The sequence below is a fragment of the Citrobacter sp. Cf132 genome (assembly GCF_030333885.1).
Classification (GTDB): Bacteria; Pseudomonadota; Gammaproteobacteria; order Enterobacterales; family Enterobacteriaceae; genus Citrobacter; species Citrobacter freundii.
Genome location: NZ_JAOWFA010000014.1, coordinates 1 through 248, shown reverse-complemented (window position 1 = coordinate 248; position 248 = coordinate 1). Strand labels below are relative to the sequence as shown.

General features: G+C 56.5%; 1 rRNA gene. It reads right to left on the bottom strand.

The annotated features are described in order from the left end of the window. Positions 1-166: 166 nt before the first annotated feature. Positions 167-248: ribosomal RNA gene (rrf, locus tag OGV85_RS24495) — 5S ribosomal RNA — on the bottom strand; the annotation flags it as partial.

The window sequence follows — 248 nt, the reverse complement described above, 5'->3', positions numbered from 1 at the left end:
TGGCAGTTTATGGCGGGCGTCCTGCCCGCCACCCTCCGGGCCGTTGCTGCGCAACGTTCAAATCCGCTCCCGGCGGATTTATCCTCCTCAGGAGAGCGCTCGCCGACAAACAACAGATAAAACAAAAGGCCCAGTCTTTCGACTGAGCCTTTTGTTTTTATTTGATGTCTGGCAGTTCCCTACTCTCGCATGGGGAGACCCCACACTACCATCGGCGCTACGGCGTTTCACTTCTGAGTTCGGCATGG